Annotated in this window: 16 protein-coding genes; 7 read left to right on the forward strand and 9 right to left on the reverse strand. The window is 40.9% G+C overall.

Translation table 11 applies throughout. The features are described from left to right. On the reverse strand, positions 1-885 hold the full coding sequence (locus K6I41_RS11115; protein WP_250374303.1) for a triphosphoribosyl-dephospho-CoA synthase: 885 nt from the start codon (positions 883-885) through the stop codon (positions 1-3). Further along, positions 885-2,564, reverse strand: a complete 1,680-nt coding sequence (gene mdcA, locus K6I41_RS11120; RefSeq protein WP_013198185.1) for a malonate decarboxylase subunit alpha — start codon at positions 2,562-2,564, stop codon at positions 885-887. The genes K6I41_RS11115 and mdcA overlap by 1 nt, the downstream gene beginning before the upstream one ends. 408 nt (positions 2,565-2,972) lie before the next feature. Here mdcA and K6I41_RS11125 point away from each other — a divergent pair, with 408 nt between their 5' ends. Continuing rightward, entirely contained in the window at positions 2,973-4,160 is a 1,188-nt protein-coding gene (locus K6I41_RS11125; RefSeq protein ID WP_151987843.1) for an MFS transporter, read from the forward strand. 7 nt (positions 4,161-4,167) lie between these two features. On the opposite strand, the gene K6I41_RS11130 is transcribed toward K6I41_RS11125, so the two are convergent. Together K6I41_RS11130 and K6I41_RS11135 are read right to left on the reverse strand one after the other, a co-directional pair. Beyond that, the gene (locus K6I41_RS11130; protein ID WP_005304360.1) at positions 4,168-4,761 is read right to left on the reverse strand and encodes a GNAT family N-acetyltransferase; all 594 of its coding nucleotides are present in this window, start codon (positions 4,759-4,761) and stop codon (positions 4,168-4,170) included. Positions 4,762-4,803: 42 nt separating this feature from the next. Further along, positions 4,804-5,439 (reverse strand): FMN-binding negative transcriptional regulator, encoded by a 636-nt coding sequence (locus K6I41_RS11135; protein ID WP_250374304.1) that lies wholly within the window; start codon positions 5,437-5,439, stop codon positions 4,804-4,806. Positions 5,440-5,554: 115 nt separating this feature from the next. Here K6I41_RS11135 and pdxR point away from each other — a divergent pair, with 115 nt between their 5' ends. Beyond that, entirely contained in the window at positions 5,555-7,045 is a 1,491-nt protein-coding gene (gene pdxR / locus K6I41_RS11140) for a MocR-like pyridoxine biosynthesis transcription factor PdxR (protein WP_250374305.1), read from the forward strand. Between the two features lie 7 nt (positions 7,046-7,052). Here the strand turns inward: pdxR and K6I41_RS11145 are convergent, their stop codons facing one another. Both K6I41_RS11145 and K6I41_RS11150 read right to left on the reverse strand, forming a co-directional pair. Then, on the reverse strand, positions 7,053-7,742 hold the full coding sequence (locus K6I41_RS11145) for an LrgB family protein (RefSeq protein WP_002157453.1): 690 nt from the start codon (positions 7,740-7,742) through the stop codon (positions 7,053-7,055). A gap of 12 nt (positions 7,743-7,754) precedes the next feature. Then, entirely contained in the window at positions 7,755-8,186 is a 432-nt protein-coding gene (locus K6I41_RS11150) for a CidA/LrgA family protein (protein WP_005069824.1), read from the reverse strand. Positions 8,187-8,296: 110 nt separating this feature from the next. On the opposite strand from K6I41_RS11150, the gene K6I41_RS11155 reads away from it, so the two are divergent. The 3 genes from K6I41_RS11155 to yghU all read left to right on the forward strand — a co-directional run bounded on the left by K6I41_RS11155 (position 8,297) and on the right by yghU (position 10,831). Then, positions 8,297-9,202 (forward strand): LysR family transcriptional regulator, encoded by a 906-nt coding sequence (locus K6I41_RS11155; protein WP_250374306.1) that lies wholly within the window; start codon positions 8,297-8,299, stop codon positions 9,200-9,202. Positions 9,203-9,322: 120 nt separating this feature from the next. Continuing rightward, positions 9,323-9,949 carry a glutathione transferase gene (gene yfcF / locus K6I41_RS11160; protein ID WP_250374307.1) on the forward strand — a complete coding sequence of 209 codons (627 nt, stop codon included), beginning with the start codon at positions 9,323-9,325 and terminating at the stop codon, positions 9,947-9,949. A gap of 33 nt (positions 9,950-9,982) precedes the next feature. Further along, positions 9,983-10,831, forward strand: a complete 849-nt coding sequence (gene yghU, locus K6I41_RS11165; protein WP_013198190.1) for a glutathione-dependent disulfide-bond oxidoreductase — start codon at positions 9,983-9,985, stop codon at positions 10,829-10,831. A 67-nt stretch (positions 10,832-10,898) separates the two neighbouring features. Here the strand turns inward: yghU and K6I41_RS11170 are convergent, their stop codons facing one another. Next, the gene (locus tag K6I41_RS11170) at positions 10,899-11,306 is read right to left on the reverse strand and encodes a DUF2000 domain-containing protein (RefSeq protein WP_004793001.1); all 408 of its coding nucleotides are present in this window, start codon (positions 11,304-11,306) and stop codon (positions 10,899-10,901) included. Positions 11,307-11,460: 154 nt separating this feature from the next. On the opposite strand from K6I41_RS11170, the gene K6I41_RS11175 reads away from it, so the two are divergent. Next, entirely contained in the window at positions 11,461-12,063 is a 603-nt protein-coding gene (locus tag K6I41_RS11175; RefSeq protein ID WP_013198191.1) for a LysE family translocator, read from the forward strand. 38 nt (positions 12,064-12,101) lie between these two features. Here the strand turns inward: K6I41_RS11175 and K6I41_RS11180 are convergent, their stop codons facing one another. Both K6I41_RS11180 and K6I41_RS11185 read right to left on the reverse strand, forming a co-directional pair. Then, positions 12,102-12,920 carry an AraC family transcriptional regulator gene (locus tag K6I41_RS11180; RefSeq protein WP_004793004.1) on the reverse strand — a complete coding sequence of 273 codons (819 nt, stop codon included), beginning with the start codon at positions 12,918-12,920 and terminating at the stop codon, positions 12,102-12,104. A gap of 60 nt (positions 12,921-12,980) precedes the next feature. After that, positions 12,981-13,883, reverse strand: coding sequence for a LysR family transcriptional regulator (locus K6I41_RS11185; protein ID WP_250374308.1), 903 nt, complete (start codon positions 13,881-13,883; stop codon positions 12,981-12,983). 125 nt (positions 13,884-14,008) lie between these two features. On the opposite strand from K6I41_RS11185, the gene K6I41_RS11190 reads away from it, so the two are divergent. Further along, on the forward strand, positions 14,009-14,746 hold the full coding sequence (locus K6I41_RS11190; RefSeq protein ID WP_250374309.1) for an SDR family oxidoreductase: 738 nt from the start codon (positions 14,009-14,011) through the stop codon (positions 14,744-14,746). The last annotated feature ends 168 nt before the right edge of the window (positions 14,747-14,914 follow it).

Below are 14,914 nucleotides of genomic sequence, written 5' to 3' on the forward strand. Positions count from 1 at the left end.
TCAAAATCCCTTTTTATTTTTCACAGATGACTGCTCAACACGATCTATAAACAATGTTGCTGCCAACAAATCTGCTGCACCACCAGCAGAAGCCTTCATCCGAAGCAGGTCAATCTCTAAAAGATGCAAAGCACGTCGACCTTCCAAGCTTGAGCTGCCGCCCAAATCAAGTACTTGCTGAGCACCTTGTTGCATATGCTTTAAGCCATTTGTTCCAGATCGATAAAGCACACAGGTATCGGTTAGATCAGTCATCATGGCAAGTAAAGCATCTAAACGAGCAAACTCTTCTTTCATAGGTTTACTACGACTTCGATAAAGCTGCTTTAAACCAAAATTTACGATGGTTGGAAAACCTTGTTGAGCCTGTTCTTTGGCACCTAAGATGCCTAATTTCTTTTGTACTTGTTGACCATGACTCAAGGCCTGCTTTGGAATAAAACGATCTTCAAGCTGAGCAATCTGGCCTGCTAACTGGCATAGCTCAACAGCCGATAAGTATTGTTGATTCGTGCGTGCCAATGCTGCTGCCGTAACCATTAAACCCAACGCCCAAATTGCACCGCGGTGTGTGTTGACACTATTTGTCGCCAACATCATGGTCTTTTCACCTTGGCGGCCAATTTCACCAATGTCTTCACGCAAGGCCAAACAGACTTTTCCATGATGCTTTGCAGCTTGGGCTATTGCATCAAACATAGGCCTTAAACTTTTCGCAGAGCGCTCCATTAATTCCAAAGTCAGGTCATCATGTGCACCACTGCCACGGCGATCTACCAAGGCTGGTTTAGGCGTCAGATTAACTTCATCAATTAAAGCCTCGACCGCCATATCTGCTAAAAGCTGACTATCGCTAAGTGTTTGATATTGAACTTGTGCCATCATCACCAACTCCTGAATTTTGCAGGTGGTTGATATAAACCATCTGACCATGTCACCAAGTCGGCAATATTTTTTGCAGCTAAAAGCTCCCGTGTTGCATCGGTACGACGAATGCCTAAATCTTCAGGGAATACCACCAAGCCTTCGCTTCTTAAACGTGCTGTTGTTTTAGGGTCCTGAGTTAAACCAATACTGGTCACGCCTGCCACCGCAGCAATCATGGCTTGGCGCTCTTCTTGGCTGCTTGCTTTATATAGATAAGCGATGCCTTCTTCGGTGAGTAAGTGAGTGACATCATCGCCATAAATCATAATCGGTGCTAAAGGTAGGCCAGCCGTTTTAGCCACATCAATTGCATCGAGACGCTCTACAAAAGTTGGCTTACCGCCCTCTTGGAAAGTTTCCACCATTTGCACCACCAGTTTTTTACCACGTGCCAAATAAGTTTCTGTTTCATTAGCACCTTGCAAACGCATATCTAACCATGCTGGCGTATCGTGACGACGGCCACGCGGATCATGCCCCATATTTGGTGCACCACCGAAACCAGCCAAACGACCTTTGGTAACAGTCGAAGAATGGCCCATGCCATCAACTTGCAAAGTTGCGCCAATAAACAAATCAACGGCGTACTGACCTGCAAGCTGACACATCATACGGTTGGAACGTAAAGCGCCATCACGACCTGTAAAGAACACGTCGGGACGAGCTGCAACATATTTTTCCATACCGAGTTCGGTACCAAAACAATGCACGCTTTCAACCCAACCTGTTTCAATCGCTGGAATTAAGGTTGGATGTGGATTCAGAGTCCAGTTTCGGCAGATTTTTCCTTTTAAACCTAACGACTCACCATAGGTCGGTAAAATCAGTTCAATTGCTGCCGTATTAAAACCAATCCCATGGTTTAACGATTGCACATTATGCTTCTCATAAATTCCGCGAATTGCCATCATTGCCATGAGTACATGCACAGGCTTGATATGTTTCGGGTCACGGGTAAACAAGGGTTCGATATAAAATGGCTGGTCTGCAACCACTACATAATCCACCCAAGAGGCAGGAATATCGACACGTGGTAACTCTGAGACGTCATCGACCAGTTCATTCACCTGAACAATCACAATACCGTCACTAAAAGCCGCAGGTTCAATAAGTGCTGGAGAATCTTCGGTACTTGGACCTGTATAGATATTGCCTTGACGGTCTGCCATAAAGCCCGCCGAGAGCACCACATTTGGAATAAGGTCAACCACCAAACGTGAATACAATTCGATATAAGTGTGTATGGCACCAATCTCTAGCAGTCCATCTTCAATTAACTGGCTAATGCGTAAACTTTGTGGGCCAGCAAAAGAAAAATCGAGCTTACGCGCAATGCCTTTTTCAAACAGATCAAGATGTTCCGAACGCCCAACACTTGGCATGATCATATGTAAATCATGCAAAACATCTGGATTGGTTTGTGCTAAAGAACGCGAAAGGAAATCTGCCTGCTTTTGGTTATTCCCTTCGAGTACAACTCTGTCACCCGGTGTAATTAAGGTTTCTAAAACTTTAATAATGTCTTGAGTTGGAATCACCACACCGTCGGTATATTGGTTTGCCATCTCTAGTTTTAATTGTTTGGCATGACGCCGCTTTGTCCATAACCGTTCTTTATTCTGAACTGATCCTTCCATGTGCTTACCTATATAGATCGCAGTTTTGTTCTGTATCTATAAAAACGCTTTATGGAGTTTCGATCAATCAACCTACATGAGCAGTTATTAACTTCAGGTTAATGATTTATTTTAAGGTGGCTGAAAAAGAATTTGAGAGAATAGACATATTAAATGTCTTAAATAAATAGACTTATTTAGAAAAATTGGGGCTTCAATTGTTTTGTATCAAACTATCAGATGATAGAATATTAAGTCTGATTATTCAGCTGCAATTACTTGATAAAAAATAGTTTATGCCAAAGAAATATTGTTATAACTACCACCAAGAACACCTCAACATTTTCAAGCTGAGCTGTTGATACTTTCTTCTTATATAAAAACTCAGCACCCAAACTCATCGATTAACACATATAATTAAAGGCTCTCATGCTTCAAAATACGATGCATCGCCAAGTTCTTATTTTGGCGAGTTCTCAGTCACTTTACCAAACCGTATCGATCATGGTCATGACGATTGGTGGTTTGGCTGGGGCAAATATTTCTAATACACCGATACTTGCAACTTTACCCATCGCATCTATGTTTTTGGGTACAGCCTTAATGATGTTCCCTGCATCAATGTTGATGGCACATGTGGGACGGCGTAAGGGTTTTCTTTTCGGCGCTTTTTTAGGTGTAATTGGCGGTATTATTGCCGCCATTGGTATCTTTTATAGTTCACTTATTCTCTTAGCCTTAGGCACGTTATGTATTGGCGCATATCAATCCTTTGCCCAGTTTTATCGTTTTGCTGCCAGTGAAGTAGCAGATGATGCATTCCGTTCACGTGCTATCTCTTGGGTTATGGCAGGTGGAATTGTTGCCGCACTGATTGGTCCGACTTTGGCGCGCTTTGGTGGCCCATTATTTCAACATTTAGAATATATCGGTTCATTTTTAATTATTAGTATCATTTCACTTGTGGCAATGGGCATTTTATCTAGCCTACATATTGCCAATACAGTTGAGCAAAAATCTGATTTTACTGCTGGTCGCCCATGGCAAAAGATTGTTTTTCAGCCTACCTATTTAGTTGCTTTGTTTGGTGCCGTAACAGGCTACGGCATCATGATTTTAGGTATGACCGCAACACCCATAGCCATGCGACATTCACATCATGAACTAGGCACGATTACAACCGTCATTCAGCTTCATGTGCTTGGTATGTTCCTACCTTCATTCTTTACTGGACATTTAATCGCCCGATTTGGTGTGCTTAAAATCATGTTTGCCGGTCTTATATTATTTGCTTGCTATATTGGTTTTTCCCTCTCGGGTATTCAGTTCGCATCTTTTGCAATCTCACTCATTTTATTAGGTGTGGGTTGGAACTTTTTATTTATTGGTAGCACGTCTTTGCTTACCGGAACGTATACAGCGGCTGAAAAAGCCAAGGCTCAAGCCATTAACGACATGACTGTTTTTGTTGTCGGTTTAATTTGTTCTTTTAGCGCAGGTGCTTTACTCGATTTATTTGGCTGGGAAGCAATGAATATTGCTTTAGTACCGTGGTTGGTTATTGCAGGGGTTTCTCTTTTTTGGTTAAGCCAAAAAAGAGAAAAGCAGCTTATTTAAATCATTCCTAACGCGGTTTATTCAACATCCATTCCAGATTTTGGTGAACCGCAGGCCATTCATGTTTTAAAATGCTATAAACATGGGTGTCTCGCAAAATATCATCTTTCACAATTTGATGGCTTCTCAGCACACCATCAAGCTTTGCTCCCAAACGCAGAATTGCAGTTTGACTTTGAACATTTAAAGAAGATGTGCGTAACTCAACCGCAATACAGTTTAAAGTCTCAAATGCATGAGCCAACAATAGCTTTTTACACTCGGTATTTACAGGCGAACGCTGTGCAGACTTACGGTACCACGTCGACCCAATTTCTACACGGCGATGGGCTTCTTCAATATGCATTAAAGTTGTCATACCTAACGCCCGACCTGTTTTTCGGTCTTCAATATAAAAAGGCAACATAGAACCAGAATTTTGCAAACCGAGACGTCTTTCAATTTCAGCAGTCATATGTTCAGGTCTTGGCACACGGGTATACCAAAGATTATAGAGTTCCCCATCACAAACAGCCTCCGCCAGTAATTCAGCTTGAGTTAAGTCTAAGGGCTTTAAAATAACGTGCTCACCTACCAACTCAACAGGTGTAGTAAAAGACATCTTTGTCTCCTCAATTGATATTAAAGTTTTATATTTTCAAAATTATTTATTTAACTCAGCCACACTATACATAGCGTCTGCTATGGTTTGATGACCAGATTTCGATAGGCCATCTGCCGCGCCCAAAATGTCTCGACGTTCTTTGTTTTGCCCAAGTTTTGATTTGCCTTGCAGCCTGGTAATTTCAATCTCAATACCTACAATGGCTTTTAACATCGGTTCAAGATAGTCCTTTGGTGCATCGGACATTTTCCATGGTTCAGGTTGAGATGTTTCATGGGTACGAGTTAAACGAGCCACAACATCACGGACGTAACGTTCATCATCTCGAATGGTTACTTTGCCATAAGCATGCACAACCCTATAGTTCCATGTCGGCACTTGTCTGTGCTGTTCATGTTTGGATGGGTACCAGTTTGGTGAAATATAAGCATCGCCCGCTTGAAACACGACCAACACCTCATCTCCATTTTTAATGTCCTGCCAGACTGGATTAACTCTAGACACATGCGCACGTAGTACACCCAATCCCCCTTCGCTTGCCTGTAATTCGAATGGAAGATGATTTGCATCTAAGCCATTACTTCCATGACTAAAAAGCACACCAAACGGATGTTCGGTAATAAGAGAATGCAATACATCCAAACGGTTTTCTGCATAATCATCGGGGATATACATGGCTCAAAACCTCACTGTAAATATCAGGATTATTTATATTTTGTGTTGTAAATTTTCTGGTTTCTGTGGTTTATTAAAAAGAACCACTTTGTATTTTTTTAAGTAGACCAGAATTATGGCAAGAATGGCAAAAGTTGTTGAACTTCCGTCTATTGCAAAGATTGATAAAAGCCAAGGAAAGATAAGTGCTCAACTAACCCAAGCTTTGCGTGAAGCTGTACAAAGTGGTGATTTACAGCCTGGCGATCCGTTGCCTTCTTCACGTGAATTGGCTCTAACACTTGGGGTCGCTCGCGGAACGATTATCGAAGCTTACGATCAGCTTTTAGCCGAAGGTGTGTTTGACTCTCAAGCACGAACGGGCACCTATGTGTCTCATGCTTTAGCTAAAAAAACTACACCGCAACATTCTCAAAAAGAGACCACACCTAACTCAATCCCTTTGACGAAGTCGGCACTCTCCTATGCCCAAGTGCTTAAAGAGTTTAAACCGCTTCCTCATGCCCCTTTTGCAGTGTCTGTTCCCATTGCCCGCACCCAACCGAGCGACATCTGGCGTAAGTTTGGTAATAAATTTAGATCAAGAGGTGCAGGTGCTCCTTCGGGTTATGGTGAACCTCAAGGTGTACTATCACTAAGAATTGCTATAGCAGACTATGTACGCCGATCACGCTCTGTCCACTGCGAACCTGACCAAATTGTGATTACACCCGGTATTCAACAGTCACTTTATATTTGTAGCCAGATTTTATTTGAAGCAAAAGATGAAGTTTGGATTGAAGATCCAGCTTATCGGGGTACAACAGCCATTTTTGAACATGCTGTACAAAACATTCGGATGGTGCGTGTTCCTGTCGATGAAGAAGGTATTCAAGTTGAAACCGGAATTAGACTTTCGAAAAATGCACGTGCTGCCTTCGTGACACCGTCTCACCAATATCCACTTGGCATGCCAATGAGCCTAGCAAGACGCACAGCTTTATTGGCTTGGGCAAAACAGCAAAATGCATGGATCATTGAAGATGATTATGACAGTGAACTTCGTTACAACGGTCAGCCCTTCCCATCTTTGCAAGGCATGGCACCCGATCAAGTCATTTATCTTGGGACTTTCAGTAAAGTCCTATTTCCATCACTTAGACTTGGCTATGCCGTGTTGCCTAAAGAATTGGTGGCACCTTTTTGTGGGCTTAGAGTCTTAATTGATCGACACCCACCTGCTGCCGACCAGCATGTTTTAGCTGCTTTTATTCAAGAGGGTTATTTAGAGCGGCATATCCGACGGACTCGGAATGTCTATGCGGAAGTCCGTGAATACATTATTGGCTTGATTGAAAAATACATACCTCAAGAACTGGCTTGGTTACAGCCGGGCGATCAAGGCATGCATATGGTGTTATGGCTTGCTCATCATATTAATGACATTGACGTTGCAAGCTCAGCAGTCGATGCAGGCATTGCCATTAAAGCAATTTCACCGACATTTTCAAAAGAGCAACAACGTTCGGGGTTAATTGTTGGCTTAGGCGATTTTGAACCCGAACTGATGAGGCAAGCCATAAAAAAATTATCAAGAATTATTCAACAACATGACAAATCAAGTTAGATAAAATCTACAACAGCAACCATAGATGAATCGCAAATGGTCCAATCAGTACCATTAAAATACCAGCAATAACCATGGTCAAACTGGCAATTACACCTTCTTCGCTATTACGCTGTTGGGCTCTAACTGTACCAAAACCGTGGGCTGCATTGCCAAAGGCTGCCCCATTTGCCACATTAGAACGGATTTTAGTAATCGCTAAAATCGCATCGCCGCAAATCATACCGACCAAACCAGTAATAACGGTAAATAGTGAAACCAAAGCTGCCGAACCGTGAATATCTTCCGCTAAAATCATGGCAAATGGTGTGGAAATAGAACGTGCCATCAAACTATTGGTGACTTCAGGGCTAAAGTGGAACCACTGTGCCATTTCATAGGCAGACATCACACCTACACTCATCCCCACAATAATCGCAATCGAAAGGACCCCAAGGTTTTTTCGAATCGTTTCCCGATAGCGATAAATCGGTACAGCAAACGCAACCGTTGCAGGCCCTAATAAATTAACAATCCACTGCGTATCTTCTGCGTAAGTTTGATATGAAATTCCAAAAATCGTCATCAAAATGATGGTGAGTACAGGCACACTAATTGCTGGTGATAACCAAAGTTTCGGATTTTTCTGATAGATCCGCTTTGCCACAACATAGGCTGCCAAGGTCCAGATCAGACAAAGAATTGACCAAATATTCATGTCGTTTGCTCTTTAGATATGCTTATGTTGAAGACGTTTTCGGGCCTGTAAATAAGCTTTCAAACGATTGTAATAGTGGATCGTCAGGCATGTACTGAGCATGACCGAAATGGTCCCAACCGCAATGCTCAAGACAATTTGCCATCCTTCGGTCATAAACAAGGTTTTATACTGCACTACAGCGACTACAACGGGCACAAAAAACAGTAACAGTTCACCTAAAACAACAGTTGCTCCCATTGCCACCTGATCCATTTTGATAATTTTAAAGAACAGGCATAAAAGCAATAAAAACATACCTAAAATGCCTGCTGAGACAGGTACACCAAGTTTTTGATGTAAGAGATATCCGACCCACCAAAATCCAGCCAAAATCAAAATTTGTTTAACTAAAACTAAAAGTGAAGGTTGTGTGGGTGTGCCAGAAGCAGATTCAGTACTCATTTTGCGAAATTAAATGGTTAACTACACCATTATGCTATCTTGGTTAAAGCTGCTAAATATGAATTATTCATGTTAATATCATTCCAAAATGGAATAATCTATTCTTTATTATGCTTTCACTAAAATCATTACAGTGCTTCGTTACATTGGTCAAAACTAAAAGTTTTACCCGTACTGCTGAAGAGTTGTATCTGACTCAGCCCACCATTAGTAAAATATTACAGCAGCTTGAAGAGCAACTTCAGGTACAGCTTTTGGTTAAACCTGATCATGGCCGTAAAAGACAAATTGAATTAACTGAAATTGGAGAGCGGATTTATCAACATGCGATTGAGCTTCTTCAAGCAGAACAGAACATCTTTCTTGAGATAGAAAACTACCAACAATTAAAAACAGGAACTTTAAAACTTGGCGTTCCGCCTTTAGGCTCACAGCTCTTAACGACTGCTCTATTTGATTATCATCAACAATTGCCAGCTATTGAATTAGCTTTTATGGAAGTGGGTTCACGTGGTATTGAACAAGCTTTGCTTAATAACGAGTTAGATGTTGGCGTTTTATTGCAGCCTTTTGATACGCAAATCTTTAATAGCATTGAGCTATGTAACTACCCCTTAATGGTTCTTTTACGTCGGGATGCGAGTTGGGCAACCCGCAAAAAAATAAATCTAGAAGAGCTACAACACCAATCATTTTTAATGTTTCCTGAAAATTTCTCTTTAAACAGTATTATTCTCGATGCCTGTAAACAGCATGGTTTTTATCCAACCATTGCTTGCCGTACCAGCCAATGGCACCTCTTGGCAGATATGGTGCTACAACGTATGGGGATTGCGCTTCTCCCACAGTATTATACCGACATGCTTGACCCTAGTTTATTTGCAGCGGTACCACTCGAAAAACCAAATATTCAGTGGCACTTAGTCATGGCTTGGAAAAAGAATCTTCCTGTCTCACCAGCCGTACAGGCATGGCTGAACATTGTTCGTCAACATTTTCAGCACATTAAGCCCTAACGTAGAACACTGAAATGGCTTAATTCAAAAACCGATAAAGCTTTTCCACAAAAAAGCTACCCAATCTTGGATCAGCTCACTTAGACTAGATCCGATTGTTTTATGACATGGACAATAACAATGAATAATGAACATTTTAAGCTGTACACAGATTCACAATTTCTAAGCCCCTACGCGTTTACAGTTTTTGTAGGGCTACATGAAAAACAAATTCCATTTGAAATAGCGACCATCAACTTAGGCCAGCAAGGCCAGTTTGAAAAATCTTATGTAGCAAAGTCATTAACTGCCAAAGTGCCTGTACTTGAGCATAATGATTTTGCCTTATCAGAATCATCTGCCATTTTGGAATATCTTGAAGAGCTTTATCCAAACACATCTATTTATCCAAAAGATATTCAAGCACGCGCAAGAGCAAGACAAATTCAGGCATGGCTCCGATCAGACTTAATTGCACTAAGAACTGAACGACCAACCGATGTTATTTTTATTCAGCCCAAGTCCACTCCACTTTCAGAAGAAGGCAAAAAAGCTGCGGAGAAACTTTTCTTTGTTGCAGAAAAACTTCTTGCGTCTGATGCCGAATTTCTTTTTGGTTCATGGAGCATTGTGGATGCTGAACTTGCCCTGATGCTGCAACGCCTTATTCAAAATGGTGATGTTGTACCAGAACGTTTAAAAAACTATGCATTACAGCAATGGCAACGACCGACCGTACAAAAATGGCTTGCCTTGCGACATAAATAAATCCTTATATTTACACCAAACATGAGATAAAAAATGAGCGATTCAAACTATATTCCTCCACAAGTTTGGCAATGGACTGGAGAGAAAACCGATTTAAACCAACCTACCTCAGGTGCGCGTTACGAGCATACACTTCCAGTAGGGAAACATCCGCTCCAGCTCTATTCTTTAGCAACGCCTAATGGTCAAAAAGTCACTATTTTGCTAGAAGAGCTTTTAGCATTAGGTCATCAAGATGCTGAATATGATGCATGGCTGATTAAAATTGGTGAAGGACAGCAATTTGGCAGTGGCTTTGTCGAAATTAATCCCAACTCTAAAATTCCAGCATTAGTTGACCATAGCCAAAACCCACCATTAAGAGTGTTTGAATCTGGCTCAATTTTGCTTTACTTGGCTGAAAAGTTTAAAGCTTTCATTCCAACTGATATTGCTGCACGTACTGAATGCCTTAATTGGTTATTCTGGCAAATGGGTAGCGCGCCATACTTAGGTGGTGGTTTTGGGCATTTTTATGCTTATGCACCCATTAAAGTTGAATATGCGGTTAACCGCTTTGCCTTGGAAACAAAACGCTTACTTGATGTGTTAGATCAGCATCTAGCAAAGCATGAATATTTGGCTGGTTCTGAATATAGCATCGCTGATATTGCGGCGTTTCCTTGGTATGGTGGTCTTGTTAAAAACTGGGTGTATAACGGCGCGGAGTTTTTAGGTGTCGATCAATATAAAAATGTTCAGCGCTGGGCAGATGCGATTTTAGCGCGCCCTGCGGTTCAACGTGGTCGTATGGTCAACCGTACTTTTGGTGATTTAGCTACACAGTTGCATGAACGCCATGATGCGAGTGATTTTGAGACCAAGACTCAAGATAAAGTTTAATCATCATTTTTAAATAAAACCCACTTTTGCTCAAAAAGTGGGTTTTATCATTCTTCCAATAAAAATCTTATTGATGTAAAGAAAGTCCTTTAATTGCTTTATCAACTGCCTTTTTAGGTCCTCTTAACGCCACTCCGACCAAATTTAGTTGATTCGCATCGTCAGCTAAAAAAACCGCCCGATTATCCTCATCATTTCCTGTAGAAAACATGGCATGTACATAGGGAATTATCGTTAAATCTTGCTCAATTGCTTTCCGATGTGCTTTTTGTAGACCAGATAAGTCCCCCTCAAATACCAACATCGGCTGCCCTAACATGTTGCCATACTCATAGCCATTCGCATCGATATAAGGTTTCCCCAACATTTCAGGTACAGCAGAGGCAATCCCCGTTGCCAAAAAAGCCACCACATTTAATCTCTGCCACGTCGCAAGATCATTACGGACAATCAGCGCAATTTTTGTGTCAAACATAAACCTCTTTCCTGAATCATAACTTTAACTCGCTCATCATGACTCATTTAGATTTTTCTCGTCTTGTACGTTTGTGCAGGAGCCATCACAAACGTACAAGACCATAAATTTGCGAGTCACTATGCTGGGTTGTTTTTGTTTCAGCAGATACGTTATGGAAATCTTTTTTTATACCTTGAGTGTGATGTATAGCCCTGGTCCTGTAAATTTTATGGGACTAAACGCTGGGCTAACCGGACAATTCAAAAGAACAATTTATTTTTTTATAGGTGTCGGTTGTGCAATGCTGATGTTATTCATGATTTTTGGATATATCGGTGCCGCGATCATTCCACAAAATGCCTTGCACTATATTGCTTTGTTTGGCGCGTGTTATACGTTTTACCTTTCATATCAAATGCTAAAGTCAGATATTGATATTAGTGACGAAGCCACTGAAGTTCAGGCACTTTCATTCTGGAATGGTTTCTGGATACAAGCTTTAAACCCAAAAGGAATTTTAGTGATTCTGCCTGTTACAACCATTATGTACCCGACAGCACATATCATTGGCGTTCAAATATTCTTAGTATCATTGCTCATTTCACTGGGTGCAGCTGGCGCGCCCTGTCTTTATTCTTGGGCAGGTGCAGTGTTAGGTAAAAAAATTAAAAATAAAATCTGGTTTAATCGTATAAACAAAGTCATGGGAATGATGCTAATCGTTTCTGGCATATTTATGTTTTATGATTTTTTGAAAGGCATGAGCCTAATTTAAGTTAAAGTCTATGTCAGCCTAAACAGGCTGGCTTTTGTTTAAGAAGAGAGCTTATTGATCATCCGCCATCGGGCTGGAGTCAATCCAAATGCTTTTAGAAAATGACGTGTCATATGGCTTTGATCAAAAAATCCTGCAATCAATGAAGCTTGAGTTAAAGACTCTCCATACATCAAACAGGACTTCACAACTTCCAGCCTACGCATGGTCATATATCGATGTGGACTTGTACCAAACAGTAGTCGAAAATCGCGTGAAAGACTCCAGCGGTCTCGTCCCACATTTTTTTCAATATCATCTAAAGAGATATTTTCATATAAAGAGGCATGTATAAATTCTCTAGCGCGCTCTGCTGCGACATAGTCATAAGAATGTGAGGTGCGCTGATTATTACCAGAAATTTCGTACAGTGTGGTTGCCAGATCATATAAAGCATCTTGTTTTTCTAAAGGATCAATATGTTGATCCATTCCCTGTAATAAAACATCAGTTGCTTTAAATAAACGGGGATCCTGACTCAAGCCATTTTCAAAAAATGGTAAAGGTTTACCTTTCATAATTTCCTGTAGGGTTGCAGGTTCTACGTACACCATCCGATATCTAAAACCATCTCGACTACCTGACTCTCCATCATGTTTTTCATCAGGATGTAAAACCATCGTCATACCCGGCTGGCTATGTTTCATCTCTCCACGGTAATGAAAGCTTTGAACACCTGTTAATGTTCGACCAATGGCAAAAGTATCGTGGCGATGTGACTCATAAGCATGATCGGTAAAAAAGGCTTCAATTCGTTCGAGACTATTAGGGTCAGAATTTCTAACAATCCAATCATTTGCATTGGGTAATTCAATCACATATTCACCAAAATTTTATATGTGCTAGAGAGCATTCCACCTAAACGTTATACGCTATCGTTATTTTGAAAAATAGCCTGTATATAACTCACTCAGCCAAGCGACAAAAACTCGTACGCGTGGCGAGAGCTGCCGATGCTGCGGATATAAAGCAGAAACTGACATCTTCGGGATTTGCCACGCAGATAAAACCTCAACCAGTTGCCCGTCTTTTAGTTCATTCGCCACATGATAGCGCGGGACCTGAATTAAACCTGCCCCACGTAAAGCAGATAATACATAGTTTTCAGCATCATTTACCGCGATCCAGCTTTTCAAAAAATAATCTTGTTTCTTGCCATTCACCATTAATTCAAATGGATAATTTCGCCCGCCTGATGTCGAGAAAAAATTGACACAATAATGTGATAACAAATCCTCTGGTTGCAGAGGCGTTCCATGTTTATTTAAATAGTCAGGACTTGCACAAATGACTTGCGGCATATCGACCAAATGTCTGGCAATTAAAGTGGAATCATCCAAACGTCCTGCTCTCACCACACAGTCTATCCCTTCCCGAATCAGATCAACCAAACGATCACCCGTACTAATTACAAGTTCAATGTCGGGATATAACTCGTGAAATTGGTCGATATTGGGTAAAACAATTTTAGTCGCATGTGCGCCTGATAAATCGACACGTAATAAACCACGAGGCTGTGCAACTACATTCCGTAAAGATGATTCGGCATCATCAAGTTCCGATAATATTTGTGTGCAACGTTCATAAAATGCCTGTCCATCTAGTGATGGTCTTACATGCCGAGTCGTCCGTTCTAGCAAACGGCACTGTAAATTACTCTCTAACTCCTTAATGGCATTACTTGCAGTAGCACGTGGGATATTTAGCTGATCGGCTGCCTGACTAAAACTACCCAGCTCTACTATGCGGGTAAAAAGTTGCAAGGTATCAAATTTATCCATAGTGCTCGCTTTTAACCCTATCCATTATTAATGTATATGGAATTATCTTATCCAATTATAAAGATTTATCCCATATTTCTATATTATTAAAATAAGCCATACTTACTCAAACAGGCAATCTAAAAATGAATATTTCAAGAAAAACAGCTCTGGTTACTGGCGCATCACGTGGTATTGGCCGTGCTATTGCAGAACGTTTAGCTCAAGATGGTTTTCATGTGATTGTTAACTATGCGGGCAATAAAGTGCATGCCCAAGCCACTGTAGAGCACATTATTGAGCAAGGTGGCCAAGCCTCTGCTATTCAAGCAGACGTTGCAAATGAACATGAGGTGAGTCGTTTATTTCAAGAAGCTAAAGCCATTAACGGTCAATTAGACGTTGTGGTTCATAGTGCTGGCATTATGCCTATGGCAAAAATTACACCTGAAGGTGTGCCAGATTTCGATAAAGTAATTCATACCAATTTACGTGGTGCATTTTTAATATTGGCGCATGCAGCCGAAACAGTTCCAGATGGTGGCCGAATTATTACGCTTTCAACCAGTGTAATTGCTAAATCTTTTCCGGCATATGGTCCCTATATTGCCTCGAAAGCGGGTGTAGAAGGCTTAGTACATGTATTAGCAAATGAGTTACGCGGCCGAAATATTACTGTAAATGCTGTTGCGCCTGGCCCGACAGGAACAGACCTTTTTTATAATGGAAAAAGTGATGAGCAAGTGGCAGCAATTGCAAAACTCGCTCCCTTGGAAAGAATCGGAACACCTGAAGAAATTGCCAGTGTAGTTGCCATGCTAGCTGGCCCAGATGGACGGTGGGTAAATTCACAAGTCATTCGAGTAAATGGTGGATTTGCTTAATGTTTAAAACCATATGGATTATTATAATCCATATGGTTTTTACCAAATGTTAAAATCCATTAAACATATTATTAGAAGAACTTTATAAGATTAATTAATACTGTTTTATATAAAATATTTAGCTTGCTTATTTATTAAAAAAATATATATAAATAGATATTACTTATT

The organism is Acinetobacter sp. AS23, assembly GCF_023612055.1.
In the GTDB taxonomy this organism is placed as follows: domain Bacteria; phylum Pseudomonadota; class Gammaproteobacteria; order Pseudomonadales; family Moraxellaceae; genus Acinetobacter; species Acinetobacter oleivorans.

What these genes read in the sequence shown, in the direction of transcription:
- K6I41_RS11115 (WP_250374303.1), bottom strand. Translation starts at nt 885, where the DNA reads ATGATGGCACAAGTTCAATATCAAACACTTAGCGATAGTCAGCTTTTA.
- mdcA (WP_013198185.1), bottom strand. Translation starts at nt 2,564, where the DNA reads ATGGAAGGATCAGTTCAGAATAAAGAACGGTTATGGACAAAGCGGCGT.
- K6I41_RS11125 (WP_151987843.1), top strand. Translation starts at nt 2,973, where the DNA reads ATGCTTCAAAATACGATGCATCGCCAAGTTCTTATTTTGGCGAGTTCT.
- K6I41_RS11130 (WP_005304360.1), bottom strand. Translation starts at nt 4,761, where the DNA reads ATGTCTTTTACTACACCTGTTGAGTTGGTAGGTGAGCACGTTATTTTA.
- K6I41_RS11135 (WP_250374304.1), bottom strand. Translation starts at nt 5,439, where the DNA reads ATGTATATCCCCGATGATTATGCAGAAAACCGTTTGGATGTATTGCAT.
- pdxR (WP_250374305.1), top strand. Translation starts at nt 5,555, where the DNA reads ATGGCAAGAATGGCAAAAGTTGTTGAACTTCCGTCTATTGCAAAGATT.
- K6I41_RS11145 (WP_002157453.1), bottom strand. Translation starts at nt 7,742, where the DNA reads ATGAATATTTGGTCAATTCTTTGTCTGATCTGGACCTTGGCAGCCTAT.
- K6I41_RS11150 (WP_005069824.1), bottom strand. Translation starts at nt 8,186, where the DNA reads ATGAGTACTGAATCTGCTTCTGGCACACCCACACAACCTTCACTTTTA.
- K6I41_RS11155 (WP_250374306.1), top strand. Translation starts at nt 8,297, where the DNA reads ATGCTTTCACTAAAATCATTACAGTGCTTCGTTACATTGGTCAAAACT.
- yfcF (WP_250374307.1), top strand. Translation starts at nt 9,323, where the DNA reads ATGAATAATGAACATTTTAAGCTGTACACAGATTCACAATTTCTAAGC.
- yghU (WP_013198190.1), top strand. Translation starts at nt 9,983, where the DNA reads ATGAGCGATTCAAACTATATTCCTCCACAAGTTTGGCAATGGACTGGA.
- K6I41_RS11170 (WP_004793001.1), bottom strand. Translation starts at nt 11,306, where the DNA reads ATGTTTGACACAAAAATTGCGCTGATTGTCCGTAATGATCTTGCGACG.
- K6I41_RS11175 (WP_013198191.1), top strand. Translation starts at nt 11,461, where the DNA reads ATGGAAATCTTTTTTTATACCTTGAGTGTGATGTATAGCCCTGGTCCT.
- K6I41_RS11185 (WP_250374308.1), bottom strand. Translation starts at nt 13,883, where the DNA reads ATGGATAAATTTGATACCTTGCAACTTTTTACCCGCATAGTAGAGCTG.
- K6I41_RS11190 (WP_250374309.1), top strand. Translation starts at nt 14,009, where the DNA reads ATGAATATTTCAAGAAAAACAGCTCTGGTTACTGGCGCATCACGTGGT.